Raw genomic sequence first — 24,833 nt, 5'->3', positions numbered from 1 at the left:
CCTCGGATAAGAGTCAGGCCTTCTGGCTGTGCAGGTTTTTCATCGCACGGTTCCATTCACCGGCGAAGATATCCGGCAGCACGCCGAGGGCAAAATCGATGCTGGCATCGAGCTTTTCCTGTTCGGCGCGCGGCGCACGACCCAGGACAAAGTTCGAGACCATGCTGGCGACGCCTGGGTGGCCGATGCCAAGCCGCAAGCGGTGAAAGGTATTCTGGTTGCCCAGTTGCGCGATGATGTCGCGCAACCCGTTGTGCCCGCCATGCCCGCCGCCCTGTTTGAGCTTGGCGACGCCGGGTGGCAGGTCGAGTTCGTCATGCGCCACCAGGATTTCTTCGGGCTTGATACGGAAGAAACCGGCCAATGCCGCCACGGCCTGGCCGCTGCGGTTCATGTAGGTGGTGGGTATCAGCAGGCGAATGTCCTGACCCTGGTGCGAAAAGCGCCCGGTCAGGCCGAAATATTTGCGATCGGCCACAAGGCTGACGCCTTGTTTCTCGGCGATGCGCTCAACAAAAAGGGCCCCTGCGTTATGCCGGGTCTGTTCGTATTCGGCGCCTGGATTACCCAGGCCAACGATCAGTTTGATGGCAGTCACGATAGGGGCCCTTCCTTGGAGTTGTGGATAACATCGCCGCGACTGGAGTGTGCGGCGAAAGTGGACGACAAGTGCTCATTTACCATTATGTAAACTCCGCGTTCCCGCCCGCTTTCTCGCTACGTTCCAGTCCGCGATGTTTCCGGTAACTCCGGCAAGCAGAGTGAATTACTCTGCAGCGCCTTCTGCAGCTTCTGGAGCAACACGTGGAGCGTGAACGTTGGCAACAGCCAGGTCGTTACCGTGAGCCAGAGCAACGAACTCAACGCCTTTAGGGGCCTTGATGTTCGACAGGTGAACGATGGTGCCGATTTCAGCGTCGCCCAGGTCGACTTCGATGAACTCAGGCAGGTCTTTCGGCAGGCAGGACACTTCGATTTCAGCGATAACGTGCGAAATCTCGCCGCCTTTCTTGACCGGAGCAGCTTCGTTGATGAAGTGCACTGGAACGATAGCGGTCAGTTTCTGACCAGCAACAACGCGTACGAAGTCAGCGTGCATCACGTGGCCTTTGGCCGGGTGACGTTGCAGCGCCTTGATCACGACGTTTTGCTTGGTGCCGCCAACGTTCAGTTCGATAACGTGGCTGAAAGCCGCTTCGTTTTCGAGCAGTTTGGCAACTTCTTTGGCCAGCATGCTGATGGATTCAGGGGATTTGTCGCCACCGTAAACTACAGCTGGAACCAGGCTTGCGAGACGACGCAGGCGGCGGCTCGCACCTTTCCCCAGGTCGGAACGCAGTTCAGCATTCAGAGTAAAATCGTTCATGTTGTATCTCCAAAATAACCACACTCGCCCCAGCGTTTGCGACCAGCGCTAAAGGCGATATGGGCAAAAAAGCCCCGCCCCAACAGGAATGCTGGGGCGGGGCGCTTTTCGTCATCGAGATGTAAGGCTAGGGCAGGGCCCTAGCGGAACATCGCGCTGATCGATTCTTCGTTGCTGATACGGCGAACCGCTTCGGCAACAACCGGTGCGATATCCAGTTGACGGATACGCGCACAGGCTTGTGCTGCAGCGGACAGCGGGATGGTGTTGGTCACCACCAGCTCGTCCAGCACGGAATTTTCAATGTTCTCGATTGCTCGACCCGACAGCACAGGGTGTGTGCAGTAGGCAAAGACCTTGGCAGCGCCATGCTCTTTCAGGGCCTTGGCCGCGTGGCACAGGGTGCCGGCGGTATCGACCATGTCGTCAACCAGGATGCAGGTACGGCCTTCAACGTCACCGATGATATGCATCACTTCAGAGTGATTGGCTTTCTCGCGGCGCTTGTCGATGATCCCGAGATCCACGCCCAGGGATTTGGCAACGGCACGTGCACGCACGACGCCGCCAATGTCCGGGGAGACGATCATCAGGTTTTCGAAACGTTGGTCTTCGATGTCATCCACCAGAACCGGGGAGCCGTAGATGTTATCTACCGGAATATCGAAGAAGCCCTGAATCTGGTCAGCATGCAGATCAACCGTGAGAACACGGTCGATGCCGACTACGGTAAGCATGTCAGCCACGACTTTCGCGCTGATAGCCACGCGTGCGGAACGCGGACGGCGATCCTGACGGGCATAACCAAAGTAAGGAATTACAGCAGTGATTCGAGTCGCTGAGGAGCGGCGGAAGGCATCAGCCATCACGACGAGTTCCATCAGGTTATCGTTGGTCGGAGCGCAAGTCGGCTGAATAATGAAGACGTCTTTACCGCGGACATTTTCATTGATCTCAGCGGTAATTTCGCCGTCGGAAAATTTACCGACAGAGATGTCACCGAGAGGGATATGCAGCTGACGTACGACACGCCGAGCCAGATCGGGGTTAGCGTTCCCCGTAAAGACCATCATCTTGGACACGCGCAGTACCTGAAGGCTGAGGGTATACCTGGATGAGTATAAGGAAAATGGCAGGGGCGGCTGGATTCGAACCAACGCATGGCAGGATCAAAACCTGCTGCCTTACCGCTTGGCGACGCCCCTGTATCTGTTGCATCAAGTGCCTGGCACTTGGTTCCTTTTAGAGCAGACTTTGCAGCTTGCGATGCAACATCGAAACGTTGCTTCCTTTTGCTACAAACCCTGTAAGGGTCTCTGTAAGAAGGGCCGAGACTTTATCAGCTTCAGCTTTGCTTGGGAAGCCCCCAAACACACAACTTCCAGTTCCGGTCAGTTTTGCTTCGGTAAATTTACCTAGCAAATTCAATGCGTTACGTACATCTGGATAACGCCTTGCAACCACCGGCAAACAGTCATTTCTGCCGTTTCCCTTGGGAACGGGGCGCACTTTAATGGGCGGAGTGTCACGTGTCAACAGCGGATCTGAAAAAATTTCTGCTGTACTTACAGAGACTTGCGGCACCAGCACGAGATACCAAGGTTCCTCGGGGTCTACCGGGGTGAGTTTTTCTCCCACGCCCTCGGCGAAAGCCGCATGCCCCCGCACGAAAACCGGCACGTCGGCGCCCAGGGAAAGGCCCAGCGCGGCCAGGCGATCTTCGTTCCAGCCCAGTTGCCAGAGGTGATTCAGGCCCAGCAAAGTGGTCGCTGCATTGGAACTGCCGCCACCGATGCCGCCGCCCATGGGCAGGACTTTCTCGATCCAGATATCGATGCCCAACGGGCATGCGGACTGTTCCTGAAGCTGTTTGGCTGCGCGCACGATCAGGTTGCTGTCGTGGGGGACGCCGGCGAACTCCGTATGCAGGCGAATGACGCCGTCATCGCGCACGGCAAAGGTGATTTCGTCGCCGTAATCGAGAAACTGAAAAATCGTCTGCAGTTCGTGATAGCCGTCTTCACGGCGACCGAGGATATGCAGCATCAGATTGAGTTTTGCCGGGGAGGGCAGGGTCAGTCGTGGCGCGCTCATGCTTACTGCCCCAGCTTGCGTGGTTGCCATTCCTTGATCACCAGCGTGACGTCAAGGTCGCGGCCATGCAATTTGATCCGCTCGGGCAGCCAGTAACCGCTCTGTTGTGCATAACTCAGGTATTCGACCTGCCAGTTGTCCTGTTCGAGATTGGACAGGCGGCTGTCGCCATCCAGGGTCAGGCGACTCTTGCTGTCGGGGGCGGGCAGTCCGCGAACCCACCAGGCCAGATGCGAGACCGGCAGGTTCCAGCCCAGCTGTTCTTCGAGCAGGGCTTCCGGGGTCGGAGCTTCGTAACGTCCCTGGTTGGCGACTTCCAGCGCGACCTTGCCGGGACGTCCGGTCAGGCGGGCGGCGCCGCGACCCAGCGGGCCGGACAGGCGGATATCGTAGTAATCCTGGCGCTGCAGCCAGAACAGCGTGCCGCTGCCCGAATCCTTGGGAGCGCGAATGCCGATCTTGCCATTGATCTGCCAGCCGTCGAGGCCGCTCAGTTGCTGTTTGTGCTCGCGCCATAGCGCAGGGCTGCCGTGACCCTCGACGGATTCGCGGGTGCCGAAACCCGAGCAACCGGCGAGCAGAGCGATAAAGCTGAAAACGATAAGGTGGCGCAAAAACATAGTCTTAAAGGGTCTCTGATCCGGTCAGGCGCTTGATGGTGCTGCGCAGGATAGGGCTGTCTGGCTGGTCCTTGAGGAACTTGCTCCAGATCTGCTTGGCTTCGCGTTGCTTGCCATTGGCCCAGAGCACTTCGCCCAGGTGCGCGGCGACTTCCTGGTCGGGAAAGCGTTCCAGCGCCTGGCGCAGCAGGCGTTCGGCTTCCGCGAGGTTGCCCAGGCGATAGTTCACCCAGCCCAGGCTGTCGAGCACCGCCGGATCGTCCGGGGTCAGCTGGTGGGCCTGTTCGATCAGGGCCTTGGCTTCGGCGTAGCGGGTCGTGCGATCCGACAGGGTGTAGCCGAGGGCGTTCAATGCCATGGCGTTGTCCGGCTCGCGCTTGATGATCAGGCGCAGGTCCTTTTCCATCTGGGCCAGGTCGTTGCGCTTCTCGGCCTGCATCGCACGGGTGTAGAGCAGGTTCACATCGTCCGGGTATTGCTGCAGGGCTTGCTGGAGAATCTTCCAGGCCTTGTCGCCCTGTTTGTTGGCGGACAGGGTTTCGGCTTCGATCAGGTACAGCTGGATGGCGTAGTCCGGCTGGGTGTCGCGGGCGGCGGCCAAGCGTTTTTCGGCTTCGGCGGTACGGCCGTTGTTCATCAGGATGTCGGCCTGGCGCAATTGTGCCGGCAGGTAGTCGGTACCTGGGCCGACCTGGCCGTATTCCGCCAGCGCGCCTTGCGGGTCGTTGAGCTCTTCGGCGATGCGGCCCAGGTTCAGGTGCGCCGAATCGACGTGGCTTTCCCGGGCGATCAGGTCCTCCAGGTAACCCTTGGCTTCTTCCCAGTCCTTGGCTTCCAGGCAGACCAGCGCCAGGGAGTAACGCAGCTCGTCGTCTTCCGGATACTGCTGGACCAGGCTGGAGAACTGGGCCTTGGCGTCGTCCATGCGATCCTGCTCGACCAGCATGCGCGCATAAGTCAGGCGCAGGCGCTTGTCGTCCGGGTACTTGCGAATGCTTTTTTCCAGCAGCGGCAGGGCTTCGTCGGCGCGGCTGAGGCTCTGCAGCAGGCGGGCGCGCAGGAGGATCGGCGCAATCTCGCCTTCTTCCGGCGGGTTCTGCTCCAGCAGCTTCAGGGCTTCGCGGGTGTCGCCGTCCTGTTGCAGCAGCAGCGCCTTGCCGAACACCAGTTGGCCGTTGTTCGGGTGTTTTTGCAGCAGGCGGTCGAAACTCTTCATCAGACCGTTGCGGGTGTCCTGGTCGGTGTCGGCGGCCGACAGCGCGAGGAAATCGAAATGGGTATCGCCCTTGCCCTGCAGGACTTTCTCCATATAGACCATGGATTCGTCGTAACGCCCGCTGCGGGCCAGCTGGATGGCAGCGGCACGCTGGGCTTCCAGGTCGTCCGGGGCGTTTTTCGCCCAGATCAGCGCAGTGTCCAGCGCGGCCTGGTCGGCGCCCAGGTATTCGGCGATGCGAAACGCCCGCTCGGAGATGCCCGGGTCCTGGGTATTGATGGCCTGGGTGACATAGTTGTCCAGGGCAATGTCGAAACGATTGCGTTGGCCAGCCAGCTCCGCGCTCAGCAGGCTGAAGACCGTGTCTTCGCTGAACGAGGAGTAAACCTTGGGCTTTTCAGGAGCCGGGGTAGTGTCTTCGACCGGCGGCGTACCGTCCGGTGAAACGGGTGCCAAGGCCTGGCAGCCGCTGAGGAAGACAAAAGCGAGGAGCAACGCGGAAGATCTATTCATATAGGAAGAGGACGACTAACCTGCGGTCGGATCATCATGACACAAGCCTTCGGCCAAACATAACCGAGACTCAGCGGATGCCTTACAGAGGCAGTCTATTGGGACAATAGTCGGCAGTGGTTGTTCTGAATCTTTCGAAGTAGGACAATTGTCGGCTTCTCGACATCATCAGCGACCTTGAATGGCCTTCCTCGCACTCGGTATTAACCACAAGACTGCTTCAGTAGACGTCCGCGAGCGCGTGGCCTTTACCCCTGAGCAGTTGGTTGAGGCCTTGCAGCAGCTCTGCCGCCTCACCGACAGCCGCGAAGCTGCGATCCTCTCCACCTGCAATCGCAGTGAACTCTATATAGAACAGGATCACCTTTCGGCGGATATCGTGCTGCGCTGGCTGGCCGAGTATCACCATCTGAGCCTCGAAGACCTGCGCGCCAGTGCCTATGTGCACGAAGACGATGCGGCCGTTCGTCACATGATGCGTGTCGCCTCGGGGCTGGACTCGCTGGTGCTGGGCGAACCGCAGATCCTCGGGCAGATGAAATCCGCCTACGCCGTGGCGCGTGAGGCCGGAACCATTGGTCCGCTGCTGGGGCGGCTGTTCCAGGCCACTTTCAGCGCCGCCAAGCAGGTACGCACCGACACTGCCATCGGCGAAAACCCGGTTTCCGTGGCCTTTGCCGCGGTGAGCCTGGCGAAACAGATTTTCAGCGATCTGCAGCGCAGCCAGGCGCTGCTGATCGGCGCCGGCGAGACCATTACCCTGGTCGCCCGCCACCTGCATGACCTGGGGGTCAAGCGCATCGTGGTCGCCAACCGCACGCTGGAGCGCGCCAGCACCCTGGCCGAACAGTTTGGAGCCCATGCCGTGCTGCTGTCGGATATTCCTCAGGAACTGGTGCACAGCGATATCGTCATCAGTTCCACCGCCAGCCAGCTGCCGATCCTTGGCAAGGGCGCGGTGGAAAGCGCGCTGAAGCTGCGCAAGCACAAGCCGATCTTCATGGTGGATATTGCCGTTCCGCGGGATATTGAACCGGAAGTCGGCGAGTTGGACGACGTTTACCTCTATACCGTCGACGATCTCCACGAAGTGGTCGCCGAAAACCTCAAGAGCCGCCAAGGCGCGGCGCAGGCGGCGGAAGAGCTGGTGAACATCGGCGCCGAGGACTTCATGGTGCGCCTGCGCGAGCTGGCTGCGGTGGACGTGCTCAAGGCGTATCGTCAGCAGAGCGAGCGCCTGCGCGACGAGGAACTGCAAAAGGCCCAGCGCATGCTGGCCAACGGCAGCAGCGCCGAAGACGTCCTGATGCAACTGGCTCGCGGCCTGACCAACAAACTGCTGCATGCGCCCAGCGTCCAGTTGAAAAAACTGACCGCTGAAGGCCGCCTGGATGCGCTGGCCATGGCCCAGGAACTCTTTGCCCTCGGTGAGGGCGCTTCGGACTCTTCGGATAAAAAACCGCAATGAAAGCGTCACTGCTCAATAAGCTGGATGTCCTCCAGGACCGTTTCGAAGAACTGACCGCGTTGCTTGGCGACGGCGAAGTCATTTCCGATCAGGCCAAGTTCCGCGCCTATTCCAAGGAGTACGCGGAAGTCGAGCCGATCGTCGAGACCTATAAACAGGTGCTCAAGGTCCAGGCCGACCTCGAGGGCGCCCAGGCGCTGCTCAAGGACAGCGATCCGGACATGCGCGAAATGGCGGTGGAAGAAGTCCGCGAGGCCAAGGAACAACTGGTCGAGCTGGAAAGCACCCTGCAACGCATGCTGCTGCCCAAGGACCCCAACGACGGGCGCAACGTGTTCCTGGAAATCCGCGCCGGCACCGGTGGCGACGAGGCGGCGATCTTCTCCGGCGACCTGTTCCGCATGTATTCGCGTTATGCCGAGCGGCGTGGCTGGCGGCTGGAGATCCTCTCGGAAAACGAGGGCGAGCACGGCGGCTATAAAGAAGTCATCGCCCGGGTCGAAGGCGAGAACGTCTACGGCAAGCTGAAATTCGAATCCGGCGCCCACCGCGTGCAGCGGGTGCCGGCCACCGAGTCCCAGGGCCGCATCCATACTTCGGCCTGCACCGTGGCGGTGCTGCCCGAGCCGGACGAACAGGAAGCCATCGAGATCAACCCCGCGGACCTGCGGATCGATACCTACCGCTCCTCCGGTGCCGGTGGCCAGCACGTCAACAAGACCGACTCGGCGATCCGCATCACCCACATCCCGTCGGGAATCGTGGTCGAGTGCCAGGAAGAACGTTCCCAGCACAAGAACCGGGCGCGGGCCATGTCCTGGCTGTCGGCCAAGCTCAACGACCAGCAGACCAGCGCCGCGGCCAATGCGATTGCCAGCGAACGCAAGCTGCTGGTGGGGTCGGGCGACCGTTCCGAGCGCATTCGCACCTACAACTTTCCCCAGGGCCGGGTGACCGATCACCGTGTCAACCTGACGCTCTATTCCCTCGATGAAATCCTCGCCGGTGGCGTCGAAGCCGTGATCGAACCGCTTCTGGCCGAATACCAGGCCGATCAACTTGCGGCACTGGGCGAGTAAACATAAATGACCATCATCGCCAGCCTGTTGCGCGCCGCCCAATTGCCCGATTCGCCCACGGCCCGCCTGGATGCCGAGTTACTGCTGGCCGCTGCCCTGGGCAAGCCGCGTAGCTTCCTGCACACCTGGCCCGAGCGGATCGTGCCCAGCGAAGCGGCGCTGACCTTTTCCAGTTACCTGCAGCGGCGCCGTTCCGGCGAACCGGTGGCTTATATCCTGGGCCAGCAGGGCTTCTGGAAGCTCGACCTGGAAGTGGCGCCACACACCCTGATTCCGCGCCCCGACACCGAATTGCTGGTGGAAGCGGCGCTGGAGCTGCTGCCCGCCACCCCGGCCAGAGTGCTCGACCTGGGCACCGGCAGCGGCGCCATCGCCCTGGCCCTGGCCAGCGAGCGCCCGGCGTGGCGGGTCACCGCGGTCGACCGGGTGCTGGAAGCCGTGGCCCTGGCCGAACGCAACCGCCAGCGCCTGCAACTGGACAATGTCACGGTGCTGAGTAGCCATTGGTTCAGCGCCCTCCCAGGTGAGCGTTATCAGCTGATCATCAGCAATCCGCCCTATATCGCCGACGCCGACCCGCACCTGGCGGCGGGCGATGTGCGTTTCGAGCCGGAGAGCGCCCTGGTCGCGGGCAAGGACGGGCTGGACGACCTGCGCCTGATCATCGCCCAGGCGCCAGAGCATCTTGAGGCTGGCGGCTGGTTGATGCTCGAGCATGGCTACGACCAGGCGCCGGCCGTACGCGACCTGTTACTCAGCCAAGGGTTTGCCGAGGTGCACAGCCGTGTCGACCTGGGCGGTCATGAACGCATCAGCCTGGGGCGCCTGCCGTGCTGAACGATCAGGAATTGTTGCGCTACAGCCGGCAGATTCTGTTGCAGCACGTCGACATCGACGGCCAGTTGCGACTCAAGGCCAGCCGCGTATTGATCGTCGGCCTGGGTGGCCTGGGCGCTCCGGTGGCCTTGTACCTGGCCGCCGCGGGCGTCGGCGAGCTGCACCTGGCCGACTTCGATACGGTCGACCTGACCAACCTGCAACGCCAGATCATCCACGACACCGACAGCGTCGGCCTGAGCAAGGTCGATTCGGCAATGCGTCGCCTGTCCGCGATCAATCCCGAGATCCAGCTGGTGACCCATCGCGTGGCGCTGGATGCCGACTCCCTGGCGGCCGCGGTCACGGCGGTGGACCTGGTACTCGATTGCACCGACAACTTCTCGACCCGCGAGGCAGTGAATGCCGCCTGCGTCGCCGCCGGCAAGCCGCTGGTCAGCGGCGCGGCGATTCGCCTGGAGGGGCAACTGTCGGTGTTCGACCCACGGCGTCCCGAGAGCCCGTGCTACCACTGTTTATATGGGCACGGCAGCGAAGCCGAACTGACCTGCAGCGAGGCCGGAGTGCTCGGGCCGCTGGTGGGGCTGGTGGGCAGCCTGCAGGCCCTCGAGGCCTTGAAGTTGCTGGTGGGGTTCGGCGAGCCGCTGGTGGGCCGCCTGTTGTTGATCGATGCCCTGGGCACACGCTTTCGTGAACTGCGGGTCAAGCGCGACCCGGGCTGCAGCGTCTGTGGGGGCCCACATGCGTGAGGCGCCGATCGGTGTCTTCGACTCCGGCGTCGGCGGCCTGTCGGTGCTGGCGGAGATCCAGCAGCGCCTGCCCCATGAATCGCTGCTATATGTAGCCGATTGCGGCAACATTCCCTACGGCGAGAAAACCCCCGAATTCATCCGTCAGCGTTGCAGCCTGGTCGCCGGGTTTTTCCGCGAGCAGGGCGCCAAGGCGCTGGTGCTGGCCTGCAACACTGCGACTGTGGCCGCTGTCGCCGACCTGCGTCGGGACTACCCGGACTGGCCTATCATTGGCATGGAGCCTGCGGTCAAGCCGGCTGCCGCCGCCACCCGCAGCGGCGTGGTCGGCGTGCTGGCCACCACCGGGACCTTGCAGAGTGCCAAGTTCGCCGCCTTGCTCGATCGTTTCGCCACCGATATCAAGGTCATTACCCGGCCATGTCCGGGCCTGGTGGAACGGATCGAAGCCGGGGACTTGCACAGCCCCGCGTTGCGCCAACTGCTGCAAGGTTATGTCGAACCGTTGCTGGCGGCCGGCTGCGACACCCTCATTCTCGGCTGCACCCACTATCCGTTTCTCAAGCCGTTGCTCAAGTCGATGATCCCCGAGGACATCAGCCTGATCGATACCGGGGCCGCGGTTGCCCGCCAGTTGGAGCGCCTGCTCGGCGAGCGCGAGCTGTTGGCTGCTGGGCCTGCACGCCAGGCCCGGTTCTGGACCAGTGGCGATCCGTGTCACTTCAGACATATTCTGCCGTTGCTCTGGAAAGAGGCGGGAGAGGTGCAAAGCTTCGCTTTATAAAAAAATCCTGCAGAAGCGCTGATTTACGCTGAACTTCTGTTCAAGCGCAGATTTCTATTAACGTGTCTGCGGAATCTGTACAACACCATACAAATCGTTTGAAAAGGATGTTCCTGATGAGACGAATGTTTTGTTTGGCCGCGCTTGCGGCCGCGCTGTTGGGGCAAAGTTTTTCGGCACAGGCGGCCGGCGTCGAGTTTTCGGTGGGGCAGACCAGCGATTCGACCCAGACCTATCGCCTGGGCATGCAATTTGATTGGGACAAAAGCTGGCTGCAAAGCGATGTCGGTCGCCTGACCGGCTACTGGAGCGGCGCCTATACCTTCTGGGATGGCGACGAGAAGTCCAGCAACCACAGCCTGTCGTTCTCGCCGGTGCTGGTGTACGAATTTGCCGGGCAGAACATCAAGCCTTACATCGAGGCGGGGATCGGTGTGGCGGTGTTCGCCAACACCGAGGTGGAGGACAACAAGCTCGGTTCGGCGTTCCAGTTCGAGGACCGCTTCGGTTTCGGCCTGCGGTTCAACGGCGGGCATGAAGTCGGTCTCCGTGCCACGCACTATTCCAACGCTGGCATCGCGACGCCCAACGACGGTGTAGAGAGCTACTCGCTGCATTACACCATGCCGTTGTAAGACCCTTTCAGCGATACGCCGTGGCGATGCCGCGGCGTTCGTTGAGGCAGTCCGCTTCTCCCATCTCGAATTCCCGGCAGATCAGTGGCCGCTGTTCGTAGATGCTGCACAGCATGCTGTTGCGATCCAGCGCGGCACACCAACCATCATCCAGTCGCAACATGACTTCGCCGCCCCAGTCGTCGGTGTCGATAAAACGTTCGGGCACCCCGGTTTCGGTGATCAGCATCACTTCCAGTTGGCAGCAGCAGGCCGCGCAGCTCGAGCAGGTGACCGCCGTTTCGGCGATCTGGGTGACAGGAATAGTGGTCATAGGCGCGCAGTGTAAGGCAGTGGCCGCAGGCTGTGTGAAACCACTGACGGACGCCTGCCGCCTCTTACTCCCGATATTCCTCGGCCGCCACCCGTGACGGCAGGTTCTTGAAGGCTACCAAAGCGCGCTCGCGGGACATCGACAGATCGACCATCGGCGGCGGGTAATCGGCCACGCCGAACAGGCCGCCCATGGCGGCCGGGTTGTGGATATCTTTTGCATTCAACCCCGCCAGCTCTGGCAGCCAGTGCTTGATGAACGTCCCTTGGCTGTCGAACCTCTGCGACTGGCTCAAGGGGTTGAAGATGCGGAAGTAGGGCGCCGAATCGGTGCCGGTGGATGAACTCCACTGCCAGCCACCGTTATTTGCCGCCAGATCGCCGTCGATCAGGTGGCGCATGAAAAAGCGCTCGCCCTGGCGCCAGTCGATCAGCAGGTTCTTGGTCAGGAACATCGCCACGATCATCCGCAGGCGATTGTGCATCCAGCCGGTTTCCAGCAACTGGCGCATGGCTGCATCGATGATCGGCAGGCCGGTGCGGGCCTGCTGCCAGGCCGCCAGCTCCTCGGGGGCATCGCGCCAGGCCACGGCTTCGGTTTCCGGGCGGAAGGCCCGGTGCCGGGACACCCGCGGGTAGCCCACCAGGATGTGTTTGTAGAACTCGCGCCAGAGCAGTTCGTTGATCCAGGTGACGGCGCCGGGGCTGCCGCTGGCGAACTCGCCCCGGTTGTTCTGCAGCGCCGCGTGCAGGCATTGGCGTGGCGACAGCACGCCGGCGGCGAGGTAGGGCGAAAGCTGACTGGTGCCGGGCTTGGCCGGGAAGTCGCGCTCGGCCTGGTAGTGGTCGAGCTGGGCCTCGGCAAAATGCGCCAGGCGTTGTTGCGCCGCGGTTTCACCGGCCGGCCAGAGCGTCTGCAGGTGCGGGCCGGGTGTCGGAAACCCTTCGACCTGCCGGGGCAGCGCATCGGCCTTTATCCTCAGCGCGGCTTGCGCCCTGGGAGCCGCCAGCTGTGGCGGCAGGGCGCTGTGCAGCCGGTTGTAGCAGACCTTGCGAAACTGGCTGAAGACCTGGAAGTAGCCGCCGCTCCTGGTCAGCACGCTGCCGGGCCGGAACAGCAGTTGGTCGAGGTAACTGTGGAAGCCCACGCCCTGGCTCTTCAGCAGGCTGGCCACTGCCGTATCGCGGCGACTCTCGTGAATGCCGTATTCCTCATTGACGTGCAGCGCCTCGATGGCCAGTTCCCGGCACAGCTGCAGCAGCACCTGGGGTGCCTGCTCCCAGCTCGGCGCTTGGCGGATCAGCAGCGGGATATTCAGCCGCGCCAGGTCGCCGCTCAACTGCTCAAGGTTACGCAGCCAGAAGTCGACCTTGCACGGCGCATCGTCATGCGCCTGCCATTGCCGCGGGCTCAGCAGGTACAGGGCCACGGTCGGCCCGCGCTGGGTCGCGGCGCTCAGCGCGGTGTTGTCATGCAGGCGCAGGTCGCTGCGTAGCCAGATCAGTTGCATGGGAATTCCTGCATTAGAGAAGCCCTAACCCGGTCAGGGCCTGGTGCGCCGAGAGCGGGTCTGCGGCGAGGTGCAGATTGGCGATCTCGGTAGTGCAGATGGCCAGTTCGGCGTGGTGGATGCTCACTGCTGGGCCGACGATGAGTACCGGGCGGTCGAGGCCGCCGAGCAGGCGTGGCAGTTGCCGCAGGTTGATCGACTGGCTCGAGTACAGCAGCACGCCCCGCGCTTTCAGGTGTTCGGCGGCCAGGGCCAGTTCACCGGGGGGCAGCGGCCAGTCGAAGACTTGCACCGGGCAGTCGGCATTGCTGATCAGCCAGGCGCAGAGCCACAGGTGCGGCTCCAGCGGCAGGTCCGAGTGATTGATCAGCAGCAGCGGGGCGCCTTGTAGCTGGTGATTGTTGTGATAGACCCGCACTGCGAATTTGCTGCGCAGCCAGGAATGGAAAAACACCCGCTCCATCCGCATGCCGAAGCGGCCCTGCCAGCGCTGTTCGAGTTCGCCCAGCAGCGGTAGCAGCAGGTGCTCGCACAAGGTTCGTGGCGGATAGAGTGCCATGGCCTGGTTGAAGCTTTCGTCGACCTGGCGCTCGGCCAGTTGGCTGATGGCCTGGACCAGGCGCTGGCGTTGCAGGTGCCAGTCGTTATGGGCCGGTTCGCTGGGCGCCGGCTCGGCGTCCAGCAGGTGCTTGACCTGGCTGACCGCCACCCCGCGATCGAGCCAGGTCAGGATCTTCAGGATGCGCTGCACGTGTTCGTTGGAAAACAGCCGGTGACCCTTGGCGGTGCGTTGCGGCACGATCAGCCCGTAACGACGTTCCCAGGCGCGCAGGGTGACGGCGTTGACCCCGGTCTGGCGGGTCACCTCGCGAATCGGCAACCAGCCTTGCTCATGGGCGCCATCGGATTCGCTGGCGGATGCATCCGGGTCGAGCCTCGAGTCGTTCATGGTTCAGAGCGCGTTGCGCAGGCTGAGGCTTTCCGGGTGGGGCTGCAGGTACGCCTGTTGCGCGATGTAGGGATCGGGGTGCCGGCGCAGATGATGCTTGAGCAAGGTCAGCGGCACCACCAGCGGCACGATGCCATGGCGGTACTGGGTGATGAGGTGCTGCATTTCCTGTTTGTCGTCGCGGCTGATGGCTTGCTTGAGATAGCCGCTGATGTGTTGCAGCACGTTGCTGTGGGTACGGCGGGTGGCGCACTTTTTCAGGGCCGCCATCAACTGGCTGAAATAACGCGGGCCGACGTGCGCCGGGTCGCTTTGGCCCATGCTGCCCAGCAGATTGCCGAGGACCTTGTATTGCTCCGGGTTGTGGGCCATCAGCAGGTATTTGTAGCGCGCGTGAAAGTCGGTCAGGCGGCGACGGCTCAGGCCCTGCCTGAGCACGTCCTGCCAGGCGCTGTAGGCGAATACCCGGGTCAGGAAGTTTTCCCGCAGCACCGGATCCTTGAGCCGGCCGTCTTCTTCCACCGGCAGGTCCGGATGGCGGCTGCAGAAAGCCTGGGCATGGATGCCGCGTCCGCTGAGCTCGGCGGGGCGGCCCTGGTCCTGGTAGACCTTGACCCGCTCCAGGCCGCAGGACGGAGATTTTTGCATGAAGATGTAGCCGCAGAGGCTGTCCAGTTCAGCGGCCATGCGCTGGCCGTAATCCGTGAGTGCCCGGGTGACATCCATGGTTTGGTCTACGCTGCCAACGGCCCGCGGTTGCCGCGGATCGCCCATCAGGCGGATCGGTTCGCGGGGTGTACCCAGGCCAATGGCGACTTCCGGGCACAGCGGGACAAACTCGAAAAACTCAGCGAGGGCCTGGCTGCACAGGCGCGATTCCTTGTGCCCGCCGTTGTAGCGCACAGGCGCCCCCAGCAGGCAGGCGCTGATGGCGATTCTCGGCTTGTCGGCCTGGGTTGGATTGTCGGGCATGTGAGAGGCTCCGGGTTTCATGTACAAAAATAAGATCTTGTACAACTTTGCCTCATCATAGGATCAAAGGTGTGCAAGTCAAATATTTTGTACAGGTTTGCGCCGCGGAGCCTTTCGGGTCATTTCCTGATCATCTGTCGTGCGATTGCCGGCTGGCTAACGCATGAGATTGTGGCGCGCGTTTTTCTTCGTCTCGGAACAATCCGATCAGCAGAAGGGTGTTTCGGGTTTTGGAGCGGAGGAGACAGGCTGCTGTCCATGGCGACAGCAGCAAGGTTACGCGGGGTGATGCGCTTACAGGTTTTCGTGCAACCGGCGGGCGGCCTCCTGCCCGCTGAGCCAGGCTCCTTCGACGCGACCGGACAGGCACCAGTCGCCGCACACATAGAGCCCCAGGTCGACATCCGCCAGGGCTCCCCACTCATGGCTGCTGGCCGGGCGAGCGTAGAGCCAGCGGTGGGCGAGGCTGAAGGTCGGGGCGGGCATGGCGCTGTGCAGCAGTTCGGCAAATGCGCCGTGCAGCTGTTCGATCACTGCTTCTTTCGGCAGATCGATGTGCTGGCGGCTCCAGGTGCTGCTGGCATGCAGGACCCAGGTGTCGAGGCTGTTGTCGCGCCCTGGCTTGCTGCGGTTGCGGGCCAGCCAGTCCAGCGGGCTGTCCTGTACGAAGCAGCCTTCCACCGGGGTTTCCAGCGCGGTCTCGAATGCCAGGGCGACAGCCCAGGTCGGGTCCATTTTCACCCCGGCGGCGGCACTCGCCAGTTTCGGTGCGGCGGCCAGCAGGGCGGTGGCCTGGGGGGCCGGCGTGGCGATGATCACGTGGCTGAACGGACCATGGGTGAAACCTTCGGCATCCTGCAGGTGCCAATGCTGCTCGCCGCGGTAGACCTCGGTGATGCGGCAGGCGAAATGCACCTCCGTTTCGCCCAGCAAGCCACGGGTAATGGCACTCATGCGTGGGGTGCCGACCCAGCGGGTCTGTTCGTCCGGCGACGGGGTGAGCTGGCCGCCATGGAAGTTGTACAGCTGCGGCGCCCATTCGGCGGCCCAGCCATTGGCTTGCCAGCGCTGGACTTCGGTGACGAAGCGCCGGTCGCGGGCGGTGAAATATTGCGCGCCCATGTCCAGCGCGCCGGCGTCGCTGCGTTTGCTGGACATACGCCCGCCGCTGCCGCGGCTCTTGTCGAAGAGTTGCACGACATGCCCGGCGTCTCTCAGCGCCTGGGTGGCGGAGAGTCCGGCGATGCCGGTACCAATGATTGCGATGGGTACGGTCATAGGGGCCTCGTTTACCTTTCTGTGCAGACTACGCCGTCGTTAAAATCTGTACAATTTTGTTTTTTGGTATAATTTTCGGCGTTATCGGTTTTACAGGGTGTCCTATTGTTAAACACAGAGCCTGCCCGATTGAAAAGATCCCTGCTTATAAAAATAGACTAGGGATGCGGGTAAAACGCCACGCGAGGAAGATGTCATGCACATATTGCTGACCGGCGGTACTGGTTTGATAGGACGTCAGCTCTGCCGTCACTGGTTGACCCAGGGCCATCAGTTGACCGTATGGAGTCGTCGGCCCACCGAGGTGCCCAAACTCTGCGGCGCTCAGGTTCGCGGCATCGCCCGCCTGGACGAGCTCGCAGAGGAACCGGTCGACGCCATCATCAACCTGGCGGGAGCACCGATCGCCGATCGGCCCTGGACTCACAAGCGCAAGGCGCTGCTCTGGAGCAGCCGCATTACCCTGACGGAAAAGTTGTTGGCTTGGCTGGAAAGCCGGGGGCAGAAGCCCGGGTTGCTGATCTCCGGGTCGGCCGTGGGCTGGTATGGCGATGGCGGGGAGCGCGAGCTGAACGAGGACTCGCCCCCGGTCAGTGAGGATTTCGCCAGCCAGTTGTGCATCGCCTGGGAGGAGACCGCGCAGCGTGCCGAGGCCATGGGCCTGCGTGTGGTGCTGATTCGCACGGGCCTGGTGCTGGCGGCCGAGGGCGGCTTTTTGTCGCGCCTGCTGCTGCCCTTCAAACTGGCGCTGGGCGGGCCGATCGGCAACGGTCGGCAGTGGATGCCGTGGATTCATATCAAGGATCAAATCGCCCTGATTGATTTTCTTCTGCACCGCAGTGATGCCAGCGGTCCTTATAATGCCTGCGCGCCCAGGCCGGTGCGCAATCGCGAGTTCGCCAAGACCCTGGGCAGCGTCTTGCACCGGCCGGCGGTAGTGCCGGTGCCGGCCTTTGTCTTGCGGGTCGGCCTGGGGGAATTGTCGTTGTTGCTGCTGGGTGGTCAGCGCGCGGTCCCCGCGCGGTTGCAGGCCGCCGGATTCACTTTCCAGTTCACTGATTTGCGTGCGGCCTTGGACGACCTGTCCAGCCGCCTCTGAAATAGGACGTTGCATGACCGATCACGCGTTGCTCCTGGTCAACCTGGGTTCGCCGGCCTCCACCTCGGTGGCGGATGTGCGCAGCTACCTCAATCAATTCCTGATGGACCCTTACGTGATCGATCTGCCGTGGCCGGTTCGGCGGCTGCTGGTGTCGCTGATCCTGATCAAGCGTCCGGAGCAATCGGCCCATGCCTACGCCTCGATCTGGTGGGAGCAGGGTTCGCCGCTGGTGGTGCTCAGCCGCCGCTTACAGGAAGCCATGACGCGGGAGTGGAAGCACGGCCCGGTGGAACTGGCGATGCGTTATGGCGAGCCGTCCATCGAGTCGGCATTAGTGCGTCTGCTGGCCCAGGGGCAGAAGAAGATCACCCTGGCGCCGCTCTATCCACAATTCGCCGACAGCACCGTGACCACGGTGGTGGAGGAAGCCCGGCGGGTGATTCGGGACAAGAAGCTGGACGTGCAGCTGTCGGTGCTGCAGCCGTTTTACGATCAGCCGGAGTACCTCGACGCGCTGGTGGCCAGTGCCAGGCCGCACCTGCAACAGGACTTCGATCATCTGCTGCTGAGCTTTCATGGCTTGCCCGAGCGGCACCTGAAAAAGCTCAATCCCGGCCACAGCCTGGAAGGCGATTGTTGCCGCAACGCGACACCCGAGGTGGCCGCGACCTGTTACCGCGGCCAGTGCCTGAGCACGGCCCGGGCATTCGCCGAGCGCATGGGGCTGGCGGACGGCAAGTGGTCGGTGTCGTTCCAGTCCCGTCTGGGGCGTGCCAAGTGGATCGAGCCCTACACCGAAGCGCGCCTGGATGAATTGGCCCGACAGGGGGTGAAGAAGATCCTGGTGATGTGCCCGGCGTTTGTCGCCGACTGCATCGAGACCCTGGAAGAGATCGGTGATCGCGGTCGCGAACAGTTCCGCGAAGCGGGAGGGGAGGAGTTGGTGCTGGTGCCGTGCCTGAACGACGACCCGCAATGGGCCAAGGCATTGAACACCTTGTGCGAGCGCGCGCCTTTGGCGTTGTAAACGCATCGCGGGCAAGTCTTGCTCCTACGTCAATACCGTCTGTAGGAGCGAGGCTTGCCCGCGATGGATTTCCGGCTGACGCGGATCCTCAGATCAGCGGTTCCTCAGCCTTCTTGTTCTTCCAGCCATCGTTGCCCGGCAGGATCAGGTTCAGTGCAATCGCAACGACGGCGCACAGGGCGATCCCTTTCAGGCCGAAGTCGTCCGGACCGGTACCGGTACCGATCAACACCCCGCCAATCCCGAACACCAGGGTCACCGAAACGATCACCAGATTGCGGGCTTCGCCCAGGTCGATCTTGTGACGGATCAGGGTGTTCATGCCCACCGCCGCGATCGAGCCGAACAACAGGCAGAGAATCCCGCCCATCACCGGTACCGGAATGCTTTGCAGCAGTGCGCCGAACTTGCCGATAAACGCCAGGCTGATGGCGAAGACCGCCGCCCAGGTCATGATTTTCGGGTTGTAGTTCTTGGTCAGCATGACCGCGCCAGTCACTTCGGCGTAGGTGGTATTGGGCGGACCGCCGAACAGGCCGGCAGCGGTGGTGGCGATGCCGTCACCGAACAGGGTGCGATGCAGGCCGGGCTTCTTCAGGTAATCGCGACCGGTCACGCTGCCGACCGCGATCACCCCACCGATGTGCTCGATGGCGGGTGCCAGGGCCACAGGTACAATGAACAGGATCGCCTGCCAGTTGAACTCCGGCGCGGTGAAGTGCGGCAGGGCCAGCCAGGGCGCCGCGGCGATCTTCGCGGTATCGACCACACCGAAGTAGAACGACAGGGCAAAGCCCACCAGTACCCCGGAGATAATCGGCACCAGGCGGAAGATGCCTTTGCCGAACACCGCGACGATCAGGGTGGTCAGCAGCGCCGGCATCGAGATCATCATCGCCGTCTGGTAATGAATCAGCTCGCTGCCGTCGCCGGCCTTGCCCATCGCCATGTTGGCGGCGATCGGCGCCATGGCCAGGCCGATGGAAATGATCACCGGGCCGATCACTACCGGCGGCAGCAGCCGGTCGATGAAACCGGTGCCCTTGATCTTCACCGCCAGGCCCAGGAAGGTATAAACGAAACCGGCCGCCATCACCCCGCCCATGGTCGCGGCCAGGCCGAACTGGCCCTTGGCGAGAATGATCGGGGTGATGAAGGCAAAGCTGGAGGCCAGGAATACCGGTACCTGGCGCCCGGTCACGAGCTGGAACAACAGAGTCCCGAGACCCGCCGTGAACAGCGCCACGTTGGGGTCGAGACCGGTAATCAGCGGCATCAACACCAACGCGCCAAAGGCCACGAAGAGCATCTGCGCGCCAGACAGCACCTGGCGCCAGAGCGGATCGTTGAACTCATCCCGCATGCTCAGGCGTCCTTCTGCTTGGTGCCGAAGATCTTGTCGCCGGCATCGCCCAGGCCCGGGATGATGTAGCCGTGCTCGTTGAGTTTCTGATCGATGGATGCGGTGTAGATGGTCACGTCCGGGTGCGCTTTCTCGACGGCTTCGATGCCCTCGGGGGCGGCGACCAGCACCATGGCGCGGATGTCCTTGCAGCCAGCCTTTTTCAGCAGGTCGATGGTCGCGACCATGGAGCTGCCGGTGGCGAGCATCGGGTCGATGATCATGGCCAGGCGTTCGTCGATTTCCGGAACCAGTTTTTCCAGGTAGGTGTGCGCCTGCAGGGTTTCCTCGTTGCGGGCCACGCCCACGGCGCTGACCTTGGCGCCCGGGATCAGGCTGAGCACGCCTTCGAGCATGCCGATACCGGCGCGCAGGATCGGCACCACGGTAATCTTCTTGCCGGCGATCTTCTCGACCTGGACGGGGCCGCACCAGCCTGGAATCTCATAGGATTCGAGCGGCAAGTCTTTGGTGGCTTCGTACGTCAGCAGGGCACCGACTTCCTGAGCGAGCTCGCGAAAGTTCTTCGTGCTAATGTCGGCGCGGCGCATAAGGCCAAGTTTGTGTCGGATCAGCGGATGGCGGATCTCACGGATGGGCATAGGGAAAGGCTCCGGCGGCGGGCAAAAAAACCGGCCTAGATTAATCTATCCGAGGGTGTTGTCCTATAGACATCTAAGTACGTTAGTCCAGAAACGCTTGATCTGACCGGGCCGGATGCGTACCTTTGCTCGCTTTTCCGAAACTGCCACCCCCCTGGAGAGCGCCATGTCCGCTGATCTCGAGCATATCCGTCAAATCATGCGCGAGGCTGACTGCCTGTACACCGAAGCTGAGGTCGAAGCGGCCATCGCCCGAGTCGGTGCACAAATCAATGAACAACTGGCGGAGCGCAATCCGGTGGTTTTCTGCGTGATGAACGGTGGCCTGATCTTCTCCGGCAAGCTGCTGACCCACCTGAAGTTCCCGCTGGAAGCTTCCTATCTGCACGCCACCCGCTATCGCAACGAAACCAGCGGCGGCGAGCTGTTCTGGAAGTCCAAGCCGGAAGTGTCCTTCATCGACCGTGACGTGCTGATCATCGACGACATCCTCGACGAGGGGCATACCCTGGGCGCGATCATCGATTTCTGCAAACACGCCGGTGCCCGCGCGGTGCACACCGCCGTGCTGATCGACAAGGACCACGACCGCAAGGCTCGTCCCGACCTGAAAGCCGACTACGTCGGCCTGCCCTGCGTGGACCGCTACATCTTCGGTTACGGCATGGACTACAAGGGTTACTGGCGCAACGCTGCCGGCATCTTTGCCGTCAAGGGCATGTAAGCCATGAGCGAGCCGAGCTATCTGGATCAGTCGCTGTTTGCCGAACTGGCCGAAAAAGCCTCGGCCAGCCCCCGTGGTCGCCATCACCACAATTTCCATCAGATGCAAGAGCCTTGTCACCGCATGGCGGTGGGGCTGCAGCCATCCACCTACATCCCGCCCCATCGCCATCTGAGTGACGACAAGGCCGAGACCCTGCTGGTGCTCAAGGGGCGCCTGGGCCTGCTGATTTTCGACGATGCCGGTCAGGTGCTGGGCAAGCGTGTGCTGCAGGCGGGTGGTGATTGCATGGGCGTCGACCTGCCGGTCGGCGTCTACCACGGCCTGGTGGTGCTTGAGCCCGATAGCCTGATGTTCGAATGCAAGGCCGGGCCTTATCGTCCGGTCGGCGAAGGCGAACTGGCCGATTGGGCGCCCCGCGAAGGCGAGCCGGGTGTGGCTGAATACCAGGCCTGGATGCGCGCCCAGTTCGACTGAGCGCTATCCTCGCGCTTGAGCTGTAGCCGCTGCAAAAAATCTGCGCTGACCCATGCTAGAGTGCCAGGTCTTGTGTCCGGAGCCTGTCATGAGCCTTTTGATTCGCAGTTGCGCGGCCTTTGTTCTGATCCTGAGCCTGCCCCTGGCCGCCGCCCCGGCGCCCATGCACGGGCAGTTCCTGCCTCCTGATGACCTGACCCTGCGTGACGCCGCCCCCGAGCAGCAACAGTTGTTGCAGGTCACCGAATACTCGGTGGTCATCGGCAGCCAGCGCCAATCCAACCAGCAACCGATCCCGGTCACTTCGCCGCTGCTGGTCCGGCTCAAGGGTAAGCCGCTGAACAAGGGCGCGACCATCAGCCAGGTGTTGGTGAATTTCGACGGCGAGAGCAAAAGCCTGAAAAAGCCCCAGTTCGACGCCAAGAGCAAGACCCTCACCCTGTTCTATCCATTGGCCCAGTATCGGGTGGTGATGGACCTGTTGCGCAACGACACGGTGTATTGCCAGTTCCTCAGCTACGCCAACGGCCACATCTGGGCCGATCTGCACACCGGCGCCGTACGCTCGCGTTGAGGCCCGACGCGGGCTGGGGGTAAACTGCCTGCCCCGTGAAATGTCTGCGAGCTGGAGTCGGCAATGCGTAAAGATAAGAAACAAGTGATTGGTGACGAGATCGGCGATGCGCAGATCAAACTGTTCCTCGATTTCGAGCCGGCCGATGCCACTTCGCCGTCCCTGCACAAGCTGATCAAGGCCTATCGTGGCCTGCGTATCGACGATTTCGAGCGTTTCCTGGTGTTCTTCGTCGAGGCCGGCTACGACCTGGACGGCAAGGACGAACACGGCAAGGACTTCGTGGCCCTGATCCAGGACCAGCGCAATGCCGCCGACTACATCGAGCTGATCGAAAAAGCCCGCGGCTGAAAATGCGCCGCGCCGGCTGTGGTTGTCTTTAAGCAGCCATAAAAAAACGCCCCGTTCTCCAAGAGAGCGGGGCGTTTTTCATGAGCGCGGCTTAAGCGTAGCTTTCGGCTTCGCTGCTCTGCTCGACCAGCTCCAGGCTGACGTTGTTCTCGCTGTTGATCTTGCGGTACAGCGCGGCGTCGGTTTCCAGGGCCTTTTCACGGGCCGGGAAGATTTCCTTGAGCTTAATGGCCCACTCGCCGCTGGCCTTGGCCGGGAAGCAGCGCTCGATCAGTTCCAGCATGATCGAGACGGTCACCGAAGCGCCTGGCGAAGCGCCGAGCAGGGCGGCGAGGGAGCCGTCCTTGGCCGCGACCAGCTCGGTACCAAACTGCAGCACGCCGCCTTTCTTCGGATCCTTCTTGATGATCTGCACCCGCTGGCCGGCCACTTCCAGGCGCCAGTCTTCGGCCTTGGCTTCCGGGTAGAAGCGGCGCAGGGATTCCAGGCGCTGCTCCATGGACTGCATCACTTCGCTGACCAGGTACTTGGTCAGGTCCATGTTGTTCTTGGCCACGGCCAGCATCGGGCCGATGTTGCCGGCGCGAACCGACATCGGCAGGTCCATGAACGAACCGTGCTTGAGGAACTTGGTGGTGAAGCCGGCGTACGGCCCGAACAGCAGGGACTTCTTGCCATCGACCACGCGGGTGTCCAGGTGCGGCACGGACATCGGTGGCGAACCGACCGCGGCCTGGCTGTAGACCTTGGCCTGGTGATGCTTGACCACTTCCGGGTTGTCGCAACGTAGCCACTGGCCGCTGATCGGGAAGCCGCCGAAGCCTTTGCTTTCCTCGATGCCCGAAGCCTGCAGCAGCGGCAGTGCCGCGCCACCAGCGCCGAGGAACACGAACTTGGCGTCGACTTCACGAGTGTTGCCGCTGTTGACGTCCTTGATGCTGACGGTCCAGCCGTTGTCCTTGTTGCGTTTCAGGCCGGTCACGCGCTTGCAGTACTTGACCTGGGCATCGGGTGCGCTGGTCAGGTGCTTGAGCAACTGGTTGGTCAGGGCGCCGAAGTTGACGTCGGTGCCGTTGATCACGCGGGTGGCGGCGAGGACTTCGTCAGCCGCGCGGCCCGGCATCATCAGCGGCATCCACTCGGCCATCTTGGTCTTGTCTTCGGTGTATTCCATGTCCGCGAAAGCGTGGTGCTTGCTCAGCACTTCAAAGCGCTTCTTCAGGAAGGACACACCGCTGTCGCCCTGGACGAAGCTCAGGTGCGGCACCGGGCTGATAAAGGACTTGGACGAGCCGAAGGTGCCTTTCTTGGTCAGGTAGGACCAGAACTGCTTCGACACCTCGAACTGGGTGTTGATGTGCACGGCTTTCTTGATATCGACGGAACCGTCGGCGGCCTGTGGCGTGTAGTTCAGCTCACAGAGGCCGGCGTGGCCGGTACCGGCGTTGTTCCACGGGTTGGAACTTTCCGCGGCACCCGAATCCATCAGCTCGACGACTTCCAGCTTGATCGCGGGGTCGAGCTCCTTGAGCAGTACAGCGAGGGTGGCACTCATGATGCCGGCCCCAACCAATACGACGTCTACTGCTTCGTTATGCGCCATTAACGCGTCTCCAAAATCTGCAGCACCAAATTGACGGCATAGCTGCCAGGAGTAAGGGGCGGTTCACGTTATGCCCCGGGTCACTCATGGCCAGGATCGCCATGTCCGAATCTTCGCAATTTTTCGCAACTTCGACGGACGCTACCAACCGGGCCTGATCCGCGTATGAACGCATTTCAGGGCAGGGCGGGCAATTCGACTTATGGTCAAGAGTCCGTTTGTGCAACCAAATCCGTAGCGGACAGGCTTCAAGCGCAAGTATCTGAGGCGTGCTCGGTCCTGTGTAATCGGGCTGTTGTAGACGCTAATGGTGCCAGTACAGACGCAAAACTATTCATTTGCTCGCCACACTCTTGTGAAGTTGTGAAAACCCGTTTTTTCACGCTCTTTTGAAGACGTGAACCTCAAAAAAGGGCTGTCCAAGCCTGGCACCGGCCCGAGGGGTGAATGCCGACATGGAGCACGTGGCATTAACGGGCGAACAGCTTAGTGGCCGAGCAATGGCAGCTCTGCAGATGCGCGAAAAGCGGTGGTTTGCAAGATGAACAGCAAGCACGCCGGCTTCACTCGATCTGTGTGGGCGGCTCT

The 24,833-nt window shown here is 62.0% G+C and carries 26 protein-coding genes and 1 tRNA gene; 12 read left to right on the top strand and 15 right to left on the bottom strand.

What is annotated here, in order from left to right; genetic code table 11:
* Positions 1–13 precede the first annotated feature (13 nt).
* The 7 genes from pth to J4E58_RS10400 form a co-directional block, all read right to left on the bottom strand.
* Entirely contained in the window at positions 14–598 is a 585-nt protein-coding gene (pth, locus tag J4E58_RS10430; protein ID WP_007928340.1) for an aminoacyl-tRNA hydrolase, read from the bottom strand.
* A gap of 168 nt (positions 599–766) precedes the next feature.
* Positions 767–1,366, bottom strand: a complete 600-nt coding sequence (locus J4E58_RS10425; RefSeq protein ID WP_087092036.1) for a 50S ribosomal protein L25/general stress protein Ctc — start codon at positions 1,364–1,366, stop codon at positions 767–769.
* A gap of 140 nt (positions 1,367–1,506) precedes the next feature.
* Positions 1,507–2,448, bottom strand: a complete 942-nt coding sequence (locus J4E58_RS10420) for a ribose-phosphate pyrophosphokinase (protein ID WP_003171603.1) — start codon at positions 2,446–2,448, stop codon at positions 1,507–1,509.
* A 48-nt stretch (positions 2,449–2,496) separates the two neighbouring features.
* A tRNA-Gln gene (locus J4E58_RS10415) sits at positions 2,497–2,571 on the bottom strand.
* A gap of 37 nt (positions 2,572–2,608) precedes the next feature.
* Positions 2,609–3,460: a 4-(cytidine 5'-diphospho)-2-C-methyl-D-erythritol kinase gene (ispE, locus tag J4E58_RS10410; RefSeq protein ID WP_053262602.1), complete on the bottom strand. Its 852-nt coding sequence runs from the start codon at positions 3,458–3,460 to the stop codon at positions 2,609–2,611.
* A gap of 2 nt (positions 3,461–3,462) precedes the next feature.
* The gene (gene lolB / locus J4E58_RS10405; protein WP_007928346.1) at positions 3,463–4,080 is read right to left on the bottom strand and encodes a lipoprotein insertase outer membrane protein LolB; all 618 of its coding nucleotides are present in this window, start codon (positions 4,078–4,080) and stop codon (positions 3,463–3,465) included.
* A 4-nt stretch (positions 4,081–4,084) separates the two neighbouring features.
* Positions 4,085–5,809 (bottom strand): tetratricopeptide repeat protein, encoded by a 1,725-nt coding sequence (locus J4E58_RS10400; RefSeq protein WP_007928348.1) that lies wholly within the window; start codon positions 5,807–5,809, stop codon positions 4,085–4,087.
* Positions 5,810–5,990: 181 nt separating this feature from the next.
* Here J4E58_RS10400 and hemA point away from each other — a divergent pair, with 181 nt between their 5' ends.
* The 6 genes from hemA (at position 5,991) to J4E58_RS10370 (ending at position 11,361) form a co-directional block, all read left to right on the top strand.
* On the top strand, positions 5,991–7,277 hold the full coding sequence (hemA, locus tag J4E58_RS10395; protein WP_053262600.1) for a glutamyl-tRNA reductase: 1,287 nt from the start codon (positions 5,991–5,993) through the stop codon (positions 7,275–7,277).
* Positions 7,274–8,356, top strand: coding sequence for a peptide chain release factor 1 (prfA, locus tag J4E58_RS10390; protein ID WP_007928353.1), 1,083 nt, complete (start codon positions 7,274–7,276; stop codon positions 8,354–8,356). The genes hemA and prfA overlap by 4 nt, the downstream gene beginning before the upstream one ends.
* 6 nt (positions 8,357–8,362) lie before the next feature.
* Positions 8,363–9,193 carry a peptide chain release factor N(5)-glutamine methyltransferase gene (prmC, locus tag J4E58_RS10385; protein ID WP_053262599.1) on the top strand — a complete coding sequence of 277 codons (831 nt, stop codon included), beginning with the start codon at positions 8,363–8,365 and terminating at the stop codon, positions 9,191–9,193.
* The gene (locus J4E58_RS10380) at positions 9,187–9,942 is read left to right on the top strand and encodes a molybdopterin-synthase adenylyltransferase MoeB (RefSeq protein ID WP_087092035.1); all 756 of its coding nucleotides are present in this window, start codon (positions 9,187–9,189) and stop codon (positions 9,940–9,942) included. The genes prmC and J4E58_RS10380 overlap by 7 nt, the downstream gene beginning before the upstream one ends.
* Positions 9,935–10,726: a glutamate racemase gene (gene murI / locus J4E58_RS10375; RefSeq protein WP_087092034.1), complete on the top strand. Its 792-nt coding sequence runs from the start codon at positions 9,935–9,937 to the stop codon at positions 10,724–10,726. Before J4E58_RS10380 ends, murI begins: the two co-directional genes overlap by 8 nt.
* 116 nt (positions 10,727–10,842) lie before the next feature.
* The gene (locus tag J4E58_RS10370) at positions 10,843–11,361 is read left to right on the top strand and encodes an acyloxyacyl hydrolase (RefSeq protein WP_087092033.1); all 519 of its coding nucleotides are present in this window, start codon (positions 10,843–10,845) and stop codon (positions 11,359–11,361) included.
* A gap of 7 nt (positions 11,362–11,368) precedes the next feature.
* On the opposite strand, the gene J4E58_RS10365 is transcribed toward J4E58_RS10370, so the two are convergent.
* From J4E58_RS10365 to J4E58_RS10345, 5 genes are all read right to left on the bottom strand, one after another.
* Positions 11,369–11,674, bottom strand: a complete 306-nt coding sequence (locus tag J4E58_RS10365; RefSeq protein ID WP_007928363.1) for a YkgJ family cysteine cluster protein — start codon at positions 11,672–11,674, stop codon at positions 11,369–11,371.
* A 64-nt stretch (positions 11,675–11,738) separates the two neighbouring features.
* Complete coding sequence (gene phrB / locus J4E58_RS10360) at positions 11,739–13,184, bottom strand: deoxyribodipyrimidine photo-lyase (protein ID WP_087092032.1); 1,446 nt, start codon at positions 13,182–13,184, stop codon at positions 11,739–11,741.
* 13 nt (positions 13,185–13,197) lie between these two features.
* The gene (locus J4E58_RS10355; protein ID WP_087092031.1) at positions 13,198–14,133 is read right to left on the bottom strand and encodes a MerR family transcriptional regulator; all 936 of its coding nucleotides are present in this window, start codon (positions 14,131–14,133) and stop codon (positions 13,198–13,200) included.
* A gap of 3 nt (positions 14,134–14,136) precedes the next feature.
* The gene (locus J4E58_RS10350; RefSeq protein ID WP_087092030.1) at positions 14,137–15,105 is read right to left on the bottom strand and encodes a DUF523 and DUF1722 domain-containing protein; all 969 of its coding nucleotides are present in this window, start codon (positions 15,103–15,105) and stop codon (positions 14,137–14,139) included.
* Positions 15,106–15,399: 294 nt separating this feature from the next.
* Entirely contained in the window at positions 15,400–16,383 is a 984-nt protein-coding gene (locus J4E58_RS10345) for an NAD(P)/FAD-dependent oxidoreductase (protein WP_053262593.1), read from the bottom strand.
* A 196-nt stretch (positions 16,384–16,579) separates the two neighbouring features.
* Between J4E58_RS10345 and J4E58_RS10340 the strand changes: the two genes are divergently transcribed.
* Together J4E58_RS10340 and hemH are read left to right on the top strand one after the other, a co-directional pair.
* Complete coding sequence (locus tag J4E58_RS10340; protein WP_087092029.1) at positions 16,580–17,482, top strand: TIGR01777 family oxidoreductase; 903 nt, start codon at positions 16,580–16,582, stop codon at positions 17,480–17,482.
* 13 nt (positions 17,483–17,495) lie between these two features.
* Positions 17,496–18,512, top strand: a complete 1,017-nt coding sequence (gene hemH, locus J4E58_RS10335) for a ferrochelatase (protein ID WP_087092028.1) — start codon at positions 17,496–17,498, stop codon at positions 18,510–18,512.
* 88 nt (positions 18,513–18,600) lie between these two features.
* On the opposite strand, the gene J4E58_RS10330 is transcribed toward hemH, so the two are convergent.
* Both J4E58_RS10330 and upp read right to left on the bottom strand, forming a co-directional pair.
* Positions 18,601–19,875 (bottom strand): uracil-xanthine permease family protein, encoded by a 1,275-nt coding sequence (locus J4E58_RS10330; protein WP_053262590.1) that lies wholly within the window; start codon positions 19,873–19,875, stop codon positions 18,601–18,603.
* Positions 19,876–19,877: 2 nt separating this feature from the next.
* Positions 19,878–20,516 carry a uracil phosphoribosyltransferase gene (gene upp, locus J4E58_RS10325; RefSeq protein ID WP_007928379.1) on the bottom strand — a complete coding sequence of 213 codons (639 nt, stop codon included), beginning with the start codon at positions 20,514–20,516 and terminating at the stop codon, positions 19,878–19,880.
* Between the two features lie 166 nt (positions 20,517–20,682).
* On the opposite strand from upp, the gene J4E58_RS10320 reads away from it, so the two are divergent.
* The 4 genes from J4E58_RS10320 to J4E58_RS10305 all read left to right on the top strand — a co-directional run bounded on the left by J4E58_RS10320 (position 20,683) and on the right by J4E58_RS10305 (position 22,642).
* The gene (locus J4E58_RS10320) at positions 20,683–21,240 is read left to right on the top strand and encodes a hypoxanthine-guanine phosphoribosyltransferase (protein WP_007928381.1); all 558 of its coding nucleotides are present in this window, start codon (positions 20,683–20,685) and stop codon (positions 21,238–21,240) included.
* 3 nt (positions 21,241–21,243) lie between these two features.
* The gene (locus J4E58_RS10315) at positions 21,244–21,717 is read left to right on the top strand and encodes a WbuC family cupin fold metalloprotein (RefSeq protein ID WP_087092027.1); all 474 of its coding nucleotides are present in this window, start codon (positions 21,244–21,246) and stop codon (positions 21,715–21,717) included.
* An 88-nt stretch (positions 21,718–21,805) separates the two neighbouring features.
* Complete coding sequence (locus tag J4E58_RS10310) at positions 21,806–22,291, top strand: hypothetical protein (protein WP_087092026.1); 486 nt, start codon at positions 21,806–21,808, stop codon at positions 22,289–22,291.
* A gap of 63 nt (positions 22,292–22,354) precedes the next feature.
* Positions 22,355–22,642 (top strand): PA4642 family protein, encoded by a 288-nt coding sequence (locus J4E58_RS10305; RefSeq protein ID WP_007928384.1) that lies wholly within the window; start codon positions 22,355–22,357, stop codon positions 22,640–22,642.
* A 91-nt stretch (positions 22,643–22,733) separates the two neighbouring features.
* Here J4E58_RS10305 and mqo read toward each other — a convergent pair whose 3' ends face one another.
* Positions 22,734–24,245 carry a malate dehydrogenase (quinone) gene (gene mqo / locus J4E58_RS10300; protein ID WP_087092025.1) on the bottom strand — a complete coding sequence of 504 codons (1,512 nt, stop codon included), beginning with the start codon at positions 24,243–24,245 and terminating at the stop codon, positions 22,734–22,736.
* Between the last annotated feature and the right edge of the window lie 588 nt (positions 24,246–24,833).

It is taken from the genome of Pseudomonas sp. FW305-25, from assembly GCF_017351415.1.
GTDB lineage: Bacteria > Pseudomonadota > Gammaproteobacteria > Pseudomonadales > Pseudomonadaceae > Aquipseudomonas > Aquipseudomonas chlororaphis.
Note: the sequence above shows the minus strand (reverse complement) of the source record. Positions and strands in the feature narration are given on the sequence as shown.